This is a genomic window from Parafrankia soli, from assembly GCF_001854695.1.
GTDB classification, from domain to species: Bacteria; Actinomycetota; Actinomycetes; order Frankiales; family Frankiaceae; genus Parafrankia; species Parafrankia soli.
Map to the genome: position 1 here is coordinate 1 of NZ_MAXA01000036.1, position 14025 is coordinate 14025.

Here is a 14025-nt window from a genome sequence, read left to right on the forward strand (position 1 = left end):
CCTGTCCCGCAAGGCGAAGGGCTCGGCGAACCGGGTGAAGGCCCGCGCGAGGGTCGCGGAGATTCACGGCAGGATCGCGGATCGGCGCCGGGATCATCTRCACAAGCTGTCCACGAGGATCATCCGCGAGAACCAAACGGTGGTCGTCGAGGACCTGTCCGTCCGCACCATGGTCCGCAACCACTCGCTGGCCCGYKCTRTCTCCGACGCATCCTGGTCGSAGTTKCGGGCGATGGTGGAGTACAARGCCGACTGGTACGGTCGCACCGTGATAGCGGTCGACCGTTTCTACCCGTCGAGCAAAACGTGCTCGGCCTGCGGATCGGTCGTGGAAGACCTGCCGCTGGACGTCCGGGGGTGGACCTGTCGTTGTGGCGCGGTCCGCGACCGGGACATCAACGCGGCACGGAACATTCTGGCCGCGGGGCTCGCGGTGTCTGCCTGTGGAGATGGAGTGAGACCGCCTCGCTCCTGAAGCGAGGAGGCGTCCGTTGACGAAGCAGGAACCCGGATCGCGAGGTACGGGAACCCCCGGAGTTCACACCGGGGAGGATGCCAAGGAACGGTCCGCCGCCCGGGTCCCGGGTTGCGCCGGGTGCCGGGTTGCGGTGGGTCCTCCCTTGCGCTGAGTCCGCCGTCACATGCTGGTCCGCGTCCTTGAACCGGAAGGATTTCCTCCGCTTGTGTTAGCTTAACCGGAAGAGATCCTTCCGTTAATGACCTAGGTCGTGCGGCCGGTCGCAGCGGCGCAGGGCCAGGCCGACGCGACCCACGAAGGGCCGAACATGACCGATCTGTCCACGCAGGCGGAGCCCCGCTCGGCGCAGGCCCGCGCCCGCGCCCGCACCTCACCGGGGCGGGCGCGGGCCGAGCTCGTCGTCGTCGGATTCGGCGCTCATGGTGTCCATGTCGCAGTCCCTGCTCGTGCCGGTGCTGCCGACGCTGCCCGCCGAGCTGAACGCCTCGGCCAGCGAGGTCGAGTGGCTGCTGACCTCGACGCTGCTCGTCGCCGCCATCGCGGTGCCGGTGTTCGGGCGGCTGGGTGACATGTTCGGCAAGCGCCGGCTGCTGCTGGTCGCCCTCGCCATGCTCGTCGTCGGCTCGCTGCTCGCCGCCCTGACCGACAACATCGCGCTGCTGATCGTCGGCCGTTCGATGCAGGGCGTGTCGACGGCGGTCATCCCGCTCGGGATCAGCCTGCTCAGCGCGTTGCTGCCGCGCGAGCGTGCCGGTTCGGCCATCGCCCTGATCAGCGCGACGCTCGGGGTGGGAGCCGCGGTGAGCCTGCCGATGGCCGGCCTGCTCGCCGACCACTTCGACTTCCACATCCTGTTCTGGATCACCTTCGCCGGCGGCGCCGTCGCGCTCGCCGGCGTGTTCGCGATCGTGCCCGAGGCGCCCAACCGCCGCGGCGGCCGGATCGACTTCGTGGGGGCCGTGCTGCTGAGCGCGGCGCTGGTGGCGCTGCTGCTCCCGCTCGCCGAGTCCGCCAACTGGGGCTGGGGCTCCGCCCGGGCGATCGGCAGCTCGCTGGCCAGCGCCATCGGCGGGAGCATCCTGGTGGCGGAGACGATGACCGTCGGCGCGGCCGAGCTGCCCTCCCTCACCGGCTACCGGGAGCTGTTCGGCCTGTGCGCCGGGGCAGCGGTGGCGGCGGCGGTCGCCGCGCTGGCGATCCCGCGCCACCGGGCGGCCACGCCCGCCAGCTGAGATCCGTCCCGAACGGAAGCGGCTGTCCCGCGGGAGTCGACTCCCGCGGGACAGCCGCCTGCTCGTCGGTCGAGGTCCCGGCCGAACGGCCGACCGTCCAGCCGGGTGGTCGGCTGGTCAGGAACTGGAGCCGTCGGCGCAGAGCCGTCGGTTGGCCACCTCGAACGCGGCGCCGGCCTGGTTGATCCGGACGAACGCGTTGCACTGCAGCGGCTGGGTGGCGTTGGTGCCGAGGTTCACCGGTTCGATCAGGCCACCGGCGTCGTAGTTGGTCACCTTCCGCAGCCCGCTGATGAAGGCCTCGCGGGTGGGGCAGTCACCGGCGATCTCGAGCCCGCGCAGGAACAGGTCGGTGTACAGGTAGGCGTACATCGCGAACTGCTGCTCGGGAACGACGGTCTCGGGCGCGAAGCGGGTCATGGCGTCGCGGTAGCGCTGGATGGGGGCGTCACCCATCTCGAACGGCTTGAAGTTCACCCCGAACGAGACCCCGGCGAGGGACGGCCCGAGCTGGTGCAGGACGTTGCGGTCGTACCCGGTGAGCGAGAGGCTGCTGACGATCCGCACGTTGGCGGCGCGGGCGGCCCCCAGCACGTCGGCGAGGTCCTCGGGAGTCGAGAAGCCGATCAACGCGTCGGCGCCCATGCCGGACAGCTGCTGCGCCACCTGGGCCGGGCTGTCGGTGCTCCGCGCGAAGGAGATGGTGTCGCCCGTCGCGAGCCCGACCCTGCCGAAGGCGGCCTTGTACCGCTCGATCGTCTGCAGCGTGAAGGCCCCCGATCCGGTGATCAGGAAGGCGACCTTCTTCGCGCCGCTGAGCTGGAGGTATCGCCCGGCGGTCTCGGGCGCGACCTCGTACATGAACGAGAAGAGGTTCGGGTAGTTGGCCCAGGCCGGCTGGATGAGGCCCGAGACGGGGATCTTCTGCGCTGCGAGGCTGTCCACCGAGCCGCTGAGGAACGCCGTGGCCGTCACCAGTCCGAAGACCGAGCGGTCGCGGACGAGCTCCGTCGTGGCACGGGCGTCCTCCGTCGCGGACGAGCCGTCGTCGCGCCACTCGTAGGCGATGCGGCGGCCGTGTACCCCGCCCTCCTGGTTGGCCAGCCCGATCCGGGCGTCGAGACCGGCGCGGGCCGAGGAGAGCGCGCTGCTCCCGGTGCCCGAGTCGGAGTACACGAAGCCGATCTTCACCTGGTCGGGCGTCACTCCGGGGCTGTTGCAGGCGGCCGGCGAATCGCCACCGCCGCCCGTGCTCGAGCACCCGGTCACGGCGACAGCGAGGGCCGCGACCGCCGCCACGCTGAGCCGTCTTGTCAATCCGCCTAAGCGCACCAGTAACCCCACAGAAGATAAACAGCGACTTGACGGGGAGGCGCGTGGCGGTCCGCCTCCGGCCCGCGCCCAGGTCGGCGCTCCCCGTCCAAACCTTCATCGTTTATGAATCGTCTGGATGTTAGCAGGGCGGAGATAGCGGCAGTCGCGGCGGGTCCGCCGTGCCGCGCGATGCTCGGGCCGCCTTGCGCCAAATCGCGGAAGGGGCCGGAAGTACCCTCCAGAAACGGATCTGGTAAGGCGCCGGATTCATGATTTCCGTCACTGCAGGACGGCGTTCTCTCGATTCCTTCCGGGGCACCCGGGCCATGGTGGCCGTCGGGGATGAATCGGATCGGGCCGAATGTGATGGATTCAGCCGATGGTGTTGCCGCGGGCGTGCTTCCGGGCGCCCCAGGTCGACTGGACGGCGGCCGGCCGGAGCGTGGATTCGGCGGAATCGGATGGTTTAGCGGGAATCGTTCCGGCGGGCCGTGTCCGTGACGCCTGCCGGTCTGCCTGGACTGCCCGGCGCGGGCCGTGACGTGTGCTCGCGAAACGTACGCGGGCGAATAGGGGTGCCAGGTGCGGCCGACGGAAGGCGGTGGGCCGCCCGTGGGTTCGGCGGCGCGCCTCCCTTGGGCGAATGTCCGGCCTGGGAGCTGGGACGTCACCCCCTGTGGTGATTGGACGGTCGCGGGTGCGCGGCCTGCGTGGAACCGGCTCGGGAGCCGCCGGTCGACGGGCCCCACGGTTGCCCCGGGCCGCGGGCGGCGCGGCTCGTCGTACTTGCGCCAGGTGCTGGGATTTATGTAGTTAAGCGGCCGTAAATGTCCCATATGTGAGCGCGGATGATGTGTGACCCTGCACACTTCGCGGCTGGCGGGTCGGTGCGCATCTCCTGCGGGTCATCAACGCTGCTGGACGGAACGCGTCCGAGCGGTGGCCGGCCCGATCCTGGTGTCGTCGCCGCAAAGGATCGCCTGACGGTGCGCCGAGCCGGTGTCGGTCTTTCTGTTCCTGGTGGGGCTGGAGCGCCTCTTTCGTCGGTGACGGTCGGTTCTGAGTGCCTTCTGTGGGACGGGCGTCGCCAGCGGATTTCGGGGTATCTAGAACCTGGTTTCATGGAAATATGAAAGCTTTAAGGCGACGGACTCCTTTCGTGGATGATGTTTTTTGTGGCGTGTTTGCGGGTCGGCGTTCCCGCTCAAGAGAACGGGGTTTTTAGACTTTGTCCGCCGGAAGTAAATGGCCTGGGAAAGCGATCTGAGGCGGCGTGGCGCCCGTCCGGAGCGGTGCCGCTTGTGATCCCGGCGCCGGGTTTTTACGCGGCGAAAATGATGATTTCTCTCGATTGTGGCTGCGGGCGCGGCAGGCCCGTGGTTGCGGTGCGTCCCGCGGCGGATGACCGGACCGCCGTGCCCGTTCCGGGGCGGGCACGGCGAGGGCGCCCGACACCGGGGCCGGTGGCCGTGGTCCGCGCCGTCGCCCGCGTGCGCGGACGCCAGTGCGCTCATCGGTGAGACATGTCTCGGTTCCCCGCAGGCGTTGACAGGGGGCGGGGTCTTGCCCCACCCGGCCCGGGTCAGCCGGGGTCGGGGATCAGCAGTTGTTCGCCTGGAGCCGGAGGTCCACCGCCGCGGACGTGCCCTGACTGGTCCCGGGCGCCGGCGACTGTGTGACGACCGTGCCGAGGCTCGCCGCGCCCAGGCACTCGTACAGGTACGGGATGTTGGTGAACCCGAGCTGCCGCAGCGTGGTCGCGGCGTCGTCCAGCGACATCCCGCGGACGTCCGGCACGGTCGCGCAGTTCTGCGCCTGCAGGTAGAGGTGCACCGGGGCCGTGGGGGCCAGCCGGGCGCCGGCCGCCGGCTCCTGCCGGACCACGTTGCCCGTGTTCGCCGATCCGTAGCAGTCGTACAGGTACGGGATGTTGGAGAAGCCGGCCGCCTTCAGCGCGGAAGAGGCATCGGCGAGAACCATGTTCAGCACCCCCGGCACGGCCACAAGCCCATCACCGGGTAGCTGCTCGGTGACCGCTGATCCACCGGTCGGCTCGTCGCCCTGCCGGGGCGCCGGCTGCTCGCCGGTCGAGGCGGTCGAGGCGGTCGAGCCACCCGCGGCCGCTGACCCGGCCGCCGGTGATCCGGCGGCCTGGACGGGAGCGGCTGGGGCCGGGCCCGCGGTCGTGCCCGGGCCGGTCGCCGCCGGCGCGGACCCGACCGGGGCGGCCGGGTCCGCCGGCGCGGTGGCCGATGCCGACGAGGCCACGGCCGGCGCGGACGTCCTGATGGCGGCCCGTACCTCGGCGAGTTCCTGGGCCGTGCCGGAACCGCCCCCGCCCCCGACGGCGTCGGCGAGCGCCCACGACCCGGCGGCGAGGACGACGGCGGTGGCGACGGCGGCAGCGGCCCAGGGCAGCCAGCGTGGCCGGGCCCGCCGCCCGGGCCGCCCGGTTTCCGGGGACGATCCGAGCAGGTCGTCGGCGGTCCCGGCGGTCCCGGCCGCGGCAGCCGCGGCAGCCGCGGTGGTCTCGACATGCGCGGTGGTCGTGGCATGCGCGGTGGCCGGGTCGGGGGAGCGTGCCGGCACGGGGGACACGGGGGAGAGGTCGCCCGGCAGGGGAGACAACAGGGTCTCGTGCGCGTGGTCTCCCGCGGCGGGCTCCGCCGCATTCCCGGGCTGGCCTTCCAGGCGGACCCCGACCGGTGACAGGGACATCCCGGGCCGTGGTGAGATGACCGTGTCGCCGGGAGCGCCGGGAGCGCCGGCGGGGTCGGCCTCGTGGGGTCCGGCGGGGGCGGTGTCGGGACGGCGGTCCGCGATCACGGCGCCTGGGCCGCCACCCGGGACGCTGATCATTGTCGCCTCGGGTGCGTCCAGGCCCGCCTCGGCGAGGTTCGCTTCACCGAGGGCCGCGTCGGTGCCCGCCAGCGCCACCGTCAGCTCGGCGCGGGCGTGGCCGGCCGTGGCCGGGCGATCGCCGGGGGACTTCGCGAGCAGGCGGGCTATGACGGCCCACAGCGTTCCGGGCAGGGCCTCGAGGGGAGCGGGCGTCTGTTCCAGATGCGCCCGCAGCATGGCGATCGGATGTTCGGCGTTGAACGGCGGCCGGCCGGCCAGCAGCTCGTAGACGACGATCCCGATGCTGTAGAGGTCGGCGGCCGGCGTGGCCCGGGTCCCCTCGGACAACTCCGGGGCCATGTACCTCGGCGTCCCGATCAGCCCGGTGAGCCGGGTCATCGACGGGCCGTGGGCGATCCGCGCGATCCCGAAGTCGGTCAGCATCGCCCGCGGGTGCTCGGGGTCCGTGGTGTCGATCAGGATGTTGTCCGGCTTGATGTCCCGGTGGACCACACCCGTCCGGTGCACGGCGGCGAGCGCGTCCAGCACCTGGCTGACGAGGAGCACGGCCTCCCGCGGCGCCAGCACCTCTCGCGCGCGCAGGTACTTGCGCAGGTCGACACCGTCGACCAGGTCCATCACGATCGCGAGAGTGCCGCCCTCGACGACGAGGTCCCGGACCTTGACCAGGTGCGGGTGGTCGAAGCCCAGCAGGAGCTCACGTTCCCGCAGGAACCGCTCGACGACGTCGCTGTCGTCCGCGAGCTCGGCGCGAAGGATCTTGGCCGCCACCGGCGTGGCGTCAGCCTCGCGCTCGCCCCGCCACACCTCGCCCATGGCGCCGCGACCGAGTGGTGCATGCAGAACGTACTGCGAACCGAGTCGGCGCATCGCCGGCGTACCCCCCGCCGTAAGCCATGTGGCGGAGAGTGAGTCTAATCCGCCCAGGTCAGCGGATCAGCCGCTCCGGATCAGGTGGCCGGGAAGGTCGAGGCGAGCCAGCGGCGCCAGCCCTGCTCGTCGCGTTCGGCGACGGCGGCTGCCGCGGATGGAGCGCCCGTAGCGCCCGGAGCGGGCGGGGTGGATGAGGGGGACGGGGTGGGCATGGGCACTCCTCGGGTGAGGTGCTCCCGCCTTTGCCGATGGGGGCGCGCCATCCATGGTGCGTTCGCCATGATGTCGCCATGACGGTGGAGACGGTCAGCCTGCGCCTCGGCCGCGGCGGGAACGGGGTCGGGAACGAGAACCGGGGCTGCGCGGACGCCCCTGGCGGCACCGTTCCGGTGAGCGTCGCGGCGCCCGCTTCGGCAGTGTCGCCGCGTGGCGGGGTCATCGTCATCCCCGATGCACGCGGAATCACGAACTATGTGCTCTCGGTGTGCGAGCAGCTGTGCGCCGAAGGCTGGCTCGCGCTGACGCCGCACCTCTACCACCGGGACGGCCTGACCGAGGTGCCGGTGGCCGAGGGTTCGTCGAAGATGCTGACGCTGACCGCGGCCGGCATCGCCGCCGACGTGGACGCCTGCCTGGAACACCTGGCCACGGTGGGGCTCCCGCCGTCCCGGGCCGCGATCATCGGGTTCTGCATGGGCGGCACGGCGGCGTTCCTCACCTCCGTGCGGCACCGCCTCGGCGCCGCGGTCTCCTTCTACGGCGGCGCGGTCAGCACCCCGTACTGGACGGGCGCCCCGCCGCTGCTGGACGTCGCGGACCAGCTGCGCACGCCGTGGCTGGGGCTGTACGGGGAGAACGACACCTGGGTCACGCCGGACGAGATCCGGTCGCTGCGCGCCGCTGCCGCACGGGCGCCGGTGCCGACCGAGCTGATCAGCTATCCAGGCGCCCAGCACGCCTTCCACACACCCGAGCGGCCCTCCACCCACGACCCGGTGGCCGCCCGCGACGCATGGGCCCGGATGCTCCGCTGGCTGGAAACCCACGTAGCCACGACCTGAGCCACGCCGCCGGCGCCCTGCCGGGGGTGCCGGGCGGTGGGGTCAGAGCGGTGGCGTCAGAGTGGTGGGGTCAGGCCGTCGAGGAGCTCGAGGGCGACGAGGTCGTCGTAGGTCTCGCGGCGGCGGATGAGATCCGCCCGGCCACCGCGGACGAGAACCTCGGCCGGCCGGAGCTGGCTGTTGTAGTTACTCGTCATAGTCATTCCGTAGGCACCCGCACTGAAGATCGCGATGAGATCCCCGGAAACCATCGCCGGCAGGGCCCGGCCTTTTGCCAGATAGTCGCTCGACTCGCAGATCGGGCCGACCACGTCGTAGTCGACGAGGTCATCGATCGACTGCTGGTCCCGTGAGCGGGGAACGGTGCCGTTCACCGGAGTCACCGGCCACATGAAGTGGTAGCTGTCGTACATCGCCGCGCGGACTATATGGGTCATCCCGGCGTCGATCACGACGAGCTCGCGGTCGCCCGCGCGCTTGCGGTAACGGACGGTGGCGAGCAGGATGCCGGCGTTGGCCGCGATCGTCCGGCCCGGTTCGAAGACGACCTGCCCGCCGCGGTCGACGAAGCCCTGCAGTCGGGGGCAGATCGCCTCCGCGAAGTCGTCCCAGCCCGGGGCGCTGCCCTCGGTGTACTCGGCGGGGAAGCCGCCGCCCACGTTGAGGGTGGTGACGCTGTGCCCGTCGGCCTCGAGCCCGGCGGTGAGCGCCAGGATGCGGTCGAGCGCCGTCGCGTAGACCCCCGGGTCGAAGATGGGGCTGCCGATGTGCACGTGGAAGCCCTCGGCGCGCAGGAATTCGTCGGTGGAGGCGGCCCGGAACAGCGCCGCGGCCCGTTCGATGTCGACCCCGAACTTGGCGCCGCGGATGGCGGTGGTGGTCCGGGCGGGGGTGCGCATGTCCGGTGCGATGTCGGGGTTCACCCGGATCGCCAGGCGCGGCCGGCGGTCCTCCTCGCGCGCGACGCGCGCCAGCAGCTCGACCTCGGCCTCGGACTCGACGTTGATGCAGCGGATGTCGTGGCGGACCGCGGCGCGCAGCTCGTCGACGGACTTGCCCACCCCGGCCAGCACGATCCGCTCCGGGTCGACCCCGGCGACCAGCGCGCGGTGCAGCTCCCCGCCACTCACCGTGTCGATGCCGGCGCCCTGCCCGGCGAGCAGCCGGAGCAGGTGAACATTGCTCAGCGCTTTCGCGGAGAAACAGATGAGCGGGTTGATCGACTCGAATGCCTTCGCGAACCGCACATAGTGATCGACGAGGGTCGCCGCAGAGTAGACATAGGTCGGCGTACCGAATTTTTCGGCCACCTCGCGTAGCTCTGTCTGCTCACACCACAACGTGCCGTCGCGATAGGAGAACTCGTCCATCTGCATCCTCACCGTGATGGCCAGCGCCAGCCTGCCCGGCCCTTATCACCGGTCTCGGTGGTAAAGGCTCATTGAAGGCTACGGTACAGACCGCTCGCTTCCCCCTCGTGGATCTGCCGGTAGTGCCTGTGGACCTTCCGGCAGCGCTCCGCGGGCTCCGGTGTGCCGCCATCGATCCGGCGGTGGGCGGGCCGGCGGCTGTCCGCCGCCGGCCCGTCGCCGGGTGTGGGACGCCCGGCGCGGGAGGCCGGGCGTCGGGGTCGGCTGCGCGACCGGCGCGTTCCCAAGGTCGAACTCGTGCTGAACGTGAGTTTTCCGGCGTTCGCCCGCTGTGCGAACAGTTCGTGACGCCGGCCCGGGTGCTTCGCCGGCGGGGGCGAAACGCCCTGGTAGGGCGATATGAAGAGGCGCGTGCAGTCCACGGGCGGCAGGTCCGGGGGACTCCGGACGGCGCAGGGGAGATCTCGTGGGGCAAGTGGGGCGTTCGGAGCGCCGTCGGCGGACTGCTCGGGCGTCGGCCGCGGTCGTGACCGCGGCCCCGGCGGGACCGTCGCCCGCCGCGAAGTAGTCCCGCCGACAAGCGGGCCCGCCGCAAACCGGCAGGCCACCGGCCAGCAGGGATTCATCGGCGGGCCATTGCGGCCACCTGACGTCCGATTCCGGTCGCGTGGGCGGCTGGAACTCCACAACAGAGCAGAAAGGGGTACCGATGTCGGGTACTGGGGGGAAGACCGCGGCGCGCAGAGCGACCCGCGTGTCGGCGGTCGTGGGTTCGGCGGTCATGGGCATCGCGCTGGCGGTGCCGTTCGCGGTCGCCGTCGGACCGGCGGCGTCGGCGGTGGCACCGGCGGTGTCCGCGGGCGGGGACGCGGCCAGGGGGGCCGGGCCGGCCGGATCGGCCGTGCCGACGGTGCTGTCCACCGCGACGCTGCCCGACATCCCGTTGGCCGACTTCTCCAACGGGCTGATCCGAGGATCGGTCGACACCGACCGCGGGGTCGACCTCGGCGGGATCGGCAGCGACCTGTTCCCGGCCGGCCGCCCGAACGAGTTCTGGACGATCACTGACCGGGGCCCGAACGGGCAGATCAAGATCGACGGCAAGAACCGGCGGACCTTCCCGGTGCCCGGCTTCGACCCGGCCATCGTGCGGGTCCGGGCCGACGGCTCGACGATCAAGGTGCTGGACGCGCTGCCGATCACCACCGCGCACGGCAGGCCGGTCACCGGGCTGTCGAACATCAACGGCTTCGACGAGACCCCGTACACCTGGGACGCTCAGACCCCGCTCCCGTTCAACCCGAACGGTCTGGACACCGAGGGCCTGATCCGCACCCGGTCCGGTGAGTTCTGGCTGGTGGACGAGTACAGCCCGTCGCTGCTGCGGGTGAGCGCGCGCGGCCAGGTCCTGGCCCGCTACATCCCCGCCGGCGTCAGTCTGACCGGGGCTGACTACCCGGTCGTCGCCTCGCTGCCGGGCGTCCTCGGCGGGCGCAAGATCAACCGTGGCTTCGAGGGCATCGCGCTGGCTCCGGACGGGCGCACGCTGTACCTCGCAGTACAGAGCCCGCTGCAGCTGCCCGACGCCGACACCGGAAACGCCTCCCGCAACGTGCGGATCTTCCGGTTCGACACCGCCAGCCGCAAGGTGACCGGCGAGTACGTCTACCGCTTCGAGGACGTCGCCACCTTCGACCCGGACGCCGACGGCGACCCGTCCGAGATGAAGATCTCCTCGCTCGCCGCCGTGGACGGTAACACCCTGCTGGTCAACGAGCGGACCGACGCCGTCTCCCGGCTCTACAGCGTCGACCTGCGCCGGGCGACGAACATCCTCGGCAGCCGGTGGGACCGCACGGCGACCGCTCCGTCCCTCGAGTCGCTCGCCGACCCGGCGACGGCCGGCGTCACCGTGTTGCCGAAGCGTCTCGCTGTCGATCTCGAAGGCGTTGCGGGCATGCCGGACAAAATTGAGGGCATTGCGATCGTTGATCGACGGACGATCGCCGTCGCGAACGACAACGACTTCGGGCTCGGATCGTTCAGCGAGGCCGGCCAGCTCGTGGATTCGGGTGTCGAGAGCAAGATTCTCCAGCTGCGGCTGAACCGACCGCTCGGCTGATTCCGGGCCTCGCCCGAGGCTCCGTTTCCGGGCCTGCTCCCAGCTCCGACCCGTTCGCCGCCCGTCGGTAGGTGGTCCTCGGCCGTAACACGCCGGCTACCTTTCATGCCCGACTGGCAGACGCTCCACTCGCTCCCACGGAAGCCTCTACGGTTCCACTATCCCAGTCGGGGGCGGGCGGCGACGAGGTCGGCGGCTCCTGGCGCCCCGCCCGTCGGCACACCTGCCCTGTGTGCCGGCGTGAATGCGGTAGATCCAGTACAGCGCAGGCCATCTAGCGAAACGGAGCGGTCATCGATGGGTGGAGAAGACGGCACCGTCTGCCCCCGGACAGGCGCGGCCACCGTGTCTGCGGCCGGCTCGGCCGAGGTCCTCACATCAACGCGATCCCAATGGGAGATGGCCGGCACTCTCCCGGGCTTCTCCGCTCGCCGCGGGTCCCGCGAATCATGAGCGGCCGGCACAGCGCCCGGCGCCGGGCCACCCGACGTCCCCACGTGCGCCGCGTCGACCGGGCCTACCGCGTCTACCGGGCCCACGTCGCCGACCGGGCATATCTCGCCGAGCGCGCGGACGTCGCCGATCGCAGGTCGGCGTTCCTCGCCACCACCGCGAGCCTGGCCGTGATCGTCGCCGCCTTCGGAATGCTGGGCCTGATGGCCCTCGGTACCGCGGCGTGACCGGCCCCCTGTCCGCGGGCCGGTGCGCCGGCGGCGTCGCGCCGCGGCGGCTGGAACGACCCAGGGAATCCCCCCGCCCGCGCCCGCGAATCCGGGCGAGCGTGCCGCTTACCCGCGGCTGCCTGATGCCGTCGGGGGTTCCCGCCCGACGTCGCGGGGGTGGCGCCCGCGAGATCTGAACCGTACTGCCCACGATCCAGCGGGGTGATGATCGGCGTAGTGCGGATCATCGCCCCGCCGGGTGAGTGGCTCAGGCTTTGGCGGGCAGCTCGACCTCGTCCGGGAGGAGATCCGCGGCGTTCTTCGCCGCGATGCTCCGCACGGCGTCGACGTCCCGCGGGAGCACGTACCCGCCGTCGACCGCGCGGTCGAGCGCTCCCGTTCCTACGAGTAACCAGCCCGGGACCGCCGCACGGACTCTTTCCGGTGCGGGTGCGGGTGCGGGTGCGGGTGTCAGCGGGCGGCGCCGGTGTTCGCGGTGGGGACGGCTTCGTCGCGGGCGGCCACCATCGCGCCGCGGTTGACCTTCGTCGCCTCGCTGCGGGGGATGGCGTCCACCAGCTCGACCGTCTTGGGGACCTTGTAGGGGGCGAGCCGGCTCTTCGCGTAGCTGATGACCTCGCTCGCGGTGGGCGGCGCCGCGGGGTCGGCCGGTTCGATCACGGCGTGCACCCGGCGGCCCCACTCGGGGTCGCGCAGGCCGATGACCACGACGTCGGCGATCTTGGGATGGTCGATGAGCGCGGCCTCGACCTCGGCGGGGAAGACGTTGGCGCCGCCACTGATGATCATATCGACGCGGCGGTCCACCAGGTGGAGGTAGCCGTTGCCGTCGAGGTAGCCGAGGTCGCCGGCGCTCTGGAAACCGTCCGCGGTCCGGTGCAGCTTCGGGGCGGCGCCGAGATAGTGGGAGCTGGTGTCGGAGCCCGGTGTCCGCAGGTAGATCTCGCCGATCTCGCCGGTGGGCAGCTCCTTGTCGTCGGCGTCGAGGATGCGCACCTCGGTTCCCCGGATCCCGCGGCCCACGCTGCCCTGGTGCTCCATCCACTCGTCGCCGCGCAGCGCGGTGAGGCCGAGGCCCTCGGTCATGCCGTAGACCATGTGGATCTTCTCGGCGCCGACCAGGCCGGCCCAGCGGTGCACCAGCGACGGCGGCATCGGCGCCGCGCCCTGCGTGAACCACCGGATGCTCGACAGGTCACGCCCGTCCACGCCGGGCAGGTCGGCGATGCGTTGCAGCATCGTCGGCGTGGCGGTGAAGGTGGTGATCCGGTGGCGCTCGATGACGTCGACGACGCGGGCCGCGTCGAACTTCTCCATCACCACCAGGTGGTCGCCACCGAGCAGGTTGTAGAGCGTGGTCAGGCCGTTGGCGTGGTACATCGGGGCCAGCACGAGCACCGTCTGCGGGCGCGGTACGGGGCCCCAGCTCTCAGCGAGCGGCGTGGCCATCCGCGCGACGTAGACGGACGGCCGGTCACTCACGATGACCTTGGGTGTGCCGGTGGAGCCGCTGCTGCAGATGCCGTGGATCTGCGGCGAGGTCGCGTCGGGCAGGTCGGGCACGTCGAGGCGCTCGGTCGAGTCGATCCACGCGAGGTCCTCGCCGCCGAGATGGACCCGGGGTTCGATGACCTCCTTGAGCCGGCCCAGCTCCCACTCCGGCACGTCCCAGCGCACCGGTATCGGCACCGCGCCGAGCTTCCACGCCGCGAACACGGCCAGGACGAACTGCGGCGAGTTGCGCAGTCCGAGCCCGAGGTGCTCGCCGAAGCCCAGGCCGCGCTCGGCCAGCGCACCGGCGAGCTGGCTGGAGCGCCGGTCGAGCTCGCGCCAGGTGAAGGCGGGCTCCCCGCCGTCGAGCGCGATGTGGCGCAGGGCCAGATCGTCGGGGCGCTCGGCGGCTAACTGCCGGATGCGCCGAGCACTGCTGACCTGTTCTTCCACGGCATGCTCCTCTGACCGGTCCTGGCAGCGGCGTGTCACGGGGGGACGTCGGTGGGACGTCGGATGGGGAGAGCCCCCGGCGCGTT

At 71.6% G+C, this 14025-nt stretch carries 10 protein-coding genes; 5 read left to right on the top strand and 5 right to left on the bottom strand.

Translation table 11 applies throughout. From position 1 onward, the window contains the following. A partial coding sequence (locus BBK14_RS04835) for an RNA-guided endonuclease TnpB family protein (RefSeq protein WP_131802166.1) occupies positions 1-475 on the top strand: 475 nt, incomplete at its 5' end. 431 nt (positions 476-906) lie between these two features. After that, positions 907-1710 carry an MFS transporter gene (locus BBK14_RS04840; protein ID WP_241831140.1) on the top strand — a complete coding sequence of 268 codons (804 nt, stop codon included), beginning with the start codon at positions 907-909 and terminating at the stop codon, positions 1708-1710. 117 nt (positions 1711-1827) lie between these two features. Here BBK14_RS04840 and BBK14_RS04845 read toward each other — a convergent pair whose 3' ends face one another. The 3 genes from BBK14_RS04845 to BBK14_RS41180 form a co-directional block, all read right to left on the bottom strand. Continuing rightward, the gene (locus tag BBK14_RS04845; protein ID WP_071059998.1) at positions 1828-3042 is read right to left on the bottom strand and encodes an ABC transporter substrate-binding protein; all 1215 of its coding nucleotides are present in this window, start codon (positions 3040-3042) and stop codon (positions 1828-1830) included. Between the two features lie 1581 nt (positions 3043-4623). Beyond that, on the bottom strand, positions 4624-6756 hold the full coding sequence (locus BBK14_RS04850) for a serine/threonine protein kinase (RefSeq protein ID WP_071059999.1): 2133 nt from the start codon (positions 6754-6756) through the stop codon (positions 4624-4626). An 80-nt stretch (positions 6757-6836) separates the two neighbouring features. Next, entirely contained in the window at positions 6837-6971 is a 135-nt protein-coding gene (locus BBK14_RS41180) for a hypothetical protein (protein WP_275078444.1), read from the bottom strand. 78 nt (positions 6972-7049) lie between these two features. Here BBK14_RS41180 and BBK14_RS04855 point away from each other — a divergent pair, with 78 nt between their 5' ends. After that, complete coding sequence (locus BBK14_RS04855; protein WP_071060000.1) at positions 7050-7820, top strand: dienelactone hydrolase family protein; 771 nt, start codon at positions 7050-7052, stop codon at positions 7818-7820. A 56-nt stretch (positions 7821-7876) separates the two neighbouring features. Here BBK14_RS04855 and lysA read toward each other — a convergent pair whose 3' ends face one another. Next, a complete protein-coding gene (gene lysA / locus BBK14_RS04860) occupies positions 7877-9190 on the bottom strand; it encodes a diaminopimelate decarboxylase (RefSeq protein ID WP_071060001.1) in 1314 nt (437 codons plus the stop codon). Positions 9191-9899: 709 nt separating this feature from the next. Between lysA and BBK14_RS04870 the strand changes: the two genes are divergently transcribed. After that, positions 9900-11312, top strand: a complete 1413-nt coding sequence (locus BBK14_RS04870) for an esterase-like activity of phytase family protein (RefSeq protein WP_116429998.1) — start codon at positions 9900-9902, stop codon at positions 11310-11312. Positions 11313-11761: 449 nt separating this feature from the next. Then, positions 11762-11992, top strand: a complete 231-nt coding sequence (locus BBK14_RS04875; protein WP_071060003.1) for a hypothetical protein — start codon at positions 11762-11764, stop codon at positions 11990-11992. A gap of 453 nt (positions 11993-12445) precedes the next feature. On the opposite strand, the gene BBK14_RS04880 is transcribed toward BBK14_RS04875, so the two are convergent. After that, positions 12446-13939 (bottom strand): class I adenylate-forming enzyme family protein, encoded by a 1494-nt coding sequence (locus BBK14_RS04880; protein ID WP_071060004.1) that lies wholly within the window; start codon positions 13937-13939, stop codon positions 12446-12448. Between the last annotated feature and the right edge of the window lie 86 nt (positions 13940-14025).

Excerpts from the sequence above, each read along its gene's own strand:
- BBK14_RS04840 (WP_241831140.1), top strand. The coding sequence starts at position 907 with ATGTCGCAGTCCCTGCTCGTGCCGGTGCTGCCGACGCTGCCCGCCGAG.
- BBK14_RS04870 (WP_116429998.1), top strand. The coding sequence starts at position 9,900 with ATGTCGGGTACTGGGGGGAAGACCGCGGCGCGCAGAGCGACCCGCGTG.
- BBK14_RS04850 (WP_071059999.1), bottom strand. The coding sequence starts at position 6,756 with ATGCGCCGACTCGGTTCGCAGTACGTTCTGCATGCACCACTCGGTCGC.
- BBK14_RS04855 (WP_071060000.1), top strand. The coding sequence starts at position 7,050 with ATGACGGTGGAGACGGTCAGCCTGCGCCTCGGCCGCGGCGGGAACGGG.
- BBK14_RS04875 (WP_071060003.1), top strand. The coding sequence starts at position 11,762 with ATGAGCGGCCGGCACAGCGCCCGGCGCCGGGCCACCCGACGTCCCCAC.
- BBK14_RS41180 (WP_275078444.1), bottom strand. The coding sequence starts at position 6,971 with ATGCCCACCCCGTCCCCCTCATCCACCCCGCCCGCTCCGGGCGCTACG.
- lysA (WP_071060001.1), bottom strand. The coding sequence starts at position 9,190 with ATGGACGAGTTCTCCTATCGCGACGGCACGTTGTGGTGTGAGCAGACA.